The organism is Amaricoccus sp. (assembly GCF_017995835.1).
In the GTDB taxonomy this organism is placed as follows: domain Bacteria; phylum Pseudomonadota; class Alphaproteobacteria; order Rhodobacterales; family Rhodobacteraceae; genus Amaricoccus.
In genome coordinates, this window is sequence record NZ_JAGOID010000173.1 from 1 (window position 1) to 3,847 (window position 3,847).

General features: G+C 71.9%; 2 protein-coding genes. One reads left to right on the forward strand and one right to left on the reverse strand.

What is annotated here, in order from left to right; all coding sequences use genetic code 11:
* Positions 1-209 precede the first annotated feature (209 nt).
* Complete coding sequence (locus KBA23_RS16115) at positions 210-2,237, reverse strand: transglycosylase domain-containing protein (protein ID WP_290743093.1); 2,028 nt, start codon at positions 2,235-2,237, stop codon at positions 210-212.
* 204 nt (positions 2,238-2,441) lie between these two features.
* Here KBA23_RS16115 and KBA23_RS16120 point away from each other — a divergent pair.
* Positions 2,442-3,847: GMC family oxidoreductase N-terminal domain-containing protein (locus tag KBA23_RS16120; protein WP_290743096.1), on the forward strand; the 1,406-nt coding region annotated here is incomplete at its 3' end.

The window sequence follows — 3,847 nt, forward strand, 5'->3', positions numbered from 1 at the left end:
CCCCGCTCGGACGGCGCTGACGGTCGGCCGCCTTTGCGGCCTCCCTAGCGGAGCGGCCGCAAGCGGCCGCGAGTCCTTGCTGCTCCCCGCCCCTTGGCGGGGAGGCGCCTGCTCGATAGGGTTTCTGCCAGTATGAATGCCTGAAGGGGGATTGCGGCGCCGGCGGCGCGCGGTCTGCCCCGCAGTGGCGGACCCGGACGGGCGGGCGGTCAGTTCGAGCCGAAGAGCCCCTTGACCACGCTGTTGAATACCGAGCGCACGACAGTGTCGACGGCCGCGACGGGATTCGGCAGGGACGTCCCCTGTCCGTTCCCGCCCGCCACCACGGCCGGCGCGGCGCGGCGCTCGGGCGGATGGATCGGCAGCGGCCGCGGCGGCACGCCCTCGTTGATCCGAACCATCACCTCGCGCCAGATCTCCGCCGGCAGCCCCCCGCCGGTCACCCCGGTCAGCGGCGTGTTGTCGTCATAGCCCATCCAGACGCCGACGACGTAGTCCGCCGTGAAGCCGATGAACCAGGCGTCGCGCGCGGCCGAGGTGGTGCCGGTCTTGCCCGCCGCCTGCCGGTCCGGAAGCCGCGCCCGGCCGCCGGTGCCGTTCTCGATCACCTGGGTCATCATCCAGATCAGGTCGTTGTCGACCCGCTCGTCGAGCACCTGCACCCGCGGAGCCGCGCCGCCCCGCATCAGCGTCTGGCCGTCGGCCCGCAGCTTCAGCGTCTGCATGCCGTAGGGGCGCACCCGGTAGCCGCCGTTCAGGATGCCCGCGTAGGCGCCCGTCATCTCGATGAGCGTCGCCTCGGATGCGCCGAGCGCGATCGCCGGTCCCTCCGCGATCGGAGCCGTCACGCCGAGATCCTGGGCCACCGCGCGCACGCGCGCGCGTCCGGCCGCCTCGGCGACGCGCACGGCGGAGGTGTTGATCGAATGGGCGAAGGCGGTGGCGAGGTCGATCTCGCCCTTGTGCTCGCGCGTGTAGTTCTGCGGCGACCAGGGCCCGGAGCCCGGCACGTTGATCGTCAGCGGCGCGTCGAGCACCGGATCGAACGGGCTCGCGCCCTGCTCCAGCGCCGCGGCGTAGACGAAGGTCTTGAAGAGCGATCCGGTCTGCCGCAGGGCCTGGGTCGCCCGGTTGAAGCTGCCGTCCGCGCCGGCCACGTCCCGCCCGCCGATCATCGCGCGCACCGCGCCGTCGGGCGCCATGACCACGACCGCGGCCTGAGCGTTCGAGCCCTCCTTGATCTTGGTCTCGAAGACCGCGCGCAGCCCCGCCTCGGCCGCGCGCTGGACGCGCGGGTCGAAGGTCGTCTCGACGACCACGTCCTCGGTGGTGTCGCGCGTCAGGAAATCCGGCCCCGAGGACATCACCCAGTCGGCGAAGGCCGCGCCCGCGCGCGCCGCGGCGGCGGCCGACAGGCTCGCCGGATGCGCCCGAGCCTCGGCGGCCTGGGCCGCGGTCAGGTAGCCCTGCTCCTCCATCAGCCCGACGATGGTCTGCGCCCGGTCCTGCGCCCGTTGCAGGTCATTGGTGGGCGCGAAGCGCGAGGGCGCGCGCAGGAGGCCCGCGAGCATCGCCGCCTCCGCGGGCGTGAGCTTCGCGGCCGACTTGCCGAAGTAGCGCTGGCTCGCCGCCTCGAAACCCGTCGCGCCGGCGCCGAGATAGGCGCGGTTGAGGTAGATCGACAGGATCTCGGCCTTGGAGAAATTCCACTCCAGCGCCAGCGCGGCGGGGATCTCCTTGATCTTGCGTTCGAGCGTGCGCGTGTTGTCGAACCAGACGAGTTTCGCCACCTGCTGGCTCAACGACGAGCCGCCCTGAACCGTCTCGCCGGAGCGCAGGTTCACCAGCGCCGCGCGCGCGGTGCCGCGCAGGTCGACGCCGAAATGTCGATAGAACCGGCGGTCCTCGGTCGCGATGATCGCGTTGATCAGGTGCGGGCTGACCGCGTCGGCGTACATCACCCCGTGCTGCTCGCCGCGCCAGGCGAACACGTCCCCCGATGCGTCCGTCAGCGTCACCGATCCGCCCTCGCGGCCGTCGAGCAGAGCTTCGAGGGGCGGCAGCCGGCTCGAGTAATAGGCGGTGGCGATGCCGAGCACGAGCGCGCCGACGATCGCGACCCGCACGCCGACCCACCAGACGAGACGCAGCACGCCGCCGAAGAAGCCGCGCAACGCCCTTTCCAGCCGGCCGGGCGACTGCCTCGGCCTCGGTTTCCGTTTGCCTGTTCTGGCCATGCCTCTGGCCGCCTGCTCGTTGTCGCTTGTTGCGGCGACCTTAGACGGATTCGGCCGTCTCCGCCAGTTGCGATCTCCCGCGCCGTTCTCGCGGCGCGCAAGGCCCTTGCGGCGCGTCCGTGACTTATCCACCCTGCGCCCCGGGCCGTCGGAACCGCGCGGCCCTGCCCGGGGGCTTGCCGGCGAAGGCAGAAAGGATGGACGATGGAGGAGTTCGACTATGTCGTGGTGGGCGCAGGCTCGGCGGGCTGCGTGCTGGCGAGCCGGCTGTCCGAGGACGCCCGACGCAGCGTGCTCGTCCTCGAGGCGGGCGGGAAGGACAACTATCCCTGGATCCACATCCCCGTCGGGTATCTCTACTGCATCGGCAACCCGCGCACCGACTGGCGCTTCACCACCGAGCCCGAGGCTGGCCTGAACGGGCGGAGCCTGCTCTATCCGCGCGGCAAGGTCCTCGGCGGCTGCTCGTCGATCAACGGCATGATCTACATGCGCGGACAGGCTGCGGACTACGACCACTGGCGCCAGCTCGGCTGCACGGGCTGGGGTTGGGACGACGTCCTGCCGGTCTTCATCGCCCAGGAGGACTTCTACCGCGGCGCCTCGGCGCACCACGGCGCGGGCGGGCCGTGGCGGGTGGAGAAGGCGCGGGTGCGCTGGGCGGTGCTCGACGCCTTTCTCGACGCGGCGGAACAGGCTGGCATCCCGCGAACCGACGACTTCAACGTCGGCACGAACGAGGGCGGCGGCTATTTCGACGTCAACCAGCGCTCCGGCTGGCGATGGAACGCCTCGAAGGCCTTCCTGCGGCCGGCGATGAAGCGGCCGAACCTGAAGGTCGCGATCCGCGCCCAGGCGAAGCGGCTGATCGTCGAGGACGGGCAGGTGCGCGGCGTCGTCTACCAGCAGGACGGCGCCGAGCGGGTGGCGCGGGCGCGCATCGAGACCGTCCTCGCCGCCGGCGCGGTGGGCTCGCCGCACCTGCTGGAGTTGTCCGGCGTCGGCAACGGCGAGGCGTTGCAGGCGGCCGGGATCACCCCTGTCGCCGAGGCGCCCGGCGTCGGCGGCAACCTCCAGGACCACCTGCAACTGCGGCTGGTCTACAAGGTCACGGGCGTGCCCACCCTGAACGAGAAGGCGTCGAGCCTCCTCGGCAAGGCCGCGATCGGGCTCGAATACGCGCTGCGCCGTTCGGGACCGATGGCGATGGCGCCGAGCCAGGTCGGCGTCTTCACCCGATCCGGCCCGGAGAAGGCGACGCCGGATCTGGAATATCACGTCCAGCCCGTCAGCCTCGACAAGTTCGGCGATCCGGTCCACGCCTTCCCGGCGATGACCGCCTCGGTCTGCAACCTCCGCCCCGAGAGCCGTGGCGCCGTCCATGCGGCGGGACCGGACTTCCGCACGCCGCCGTCGATCCGGCCGAACTACCTCTCGACCGAAGCGGACCTCGCCGTCGCCGCGCAGTCGATCCGGCTGACGCGCAACATCGTCGCGCAACCCGCTTTCGCCCGGCTTAAACCCGAGGAGCACCGGCCCGGGTCCGCGCTCCGGAGCGAGGCCGAGCTGCGCCGCCCCGCCGGGGATCACGGCCCGCCCATCTTCCCCCC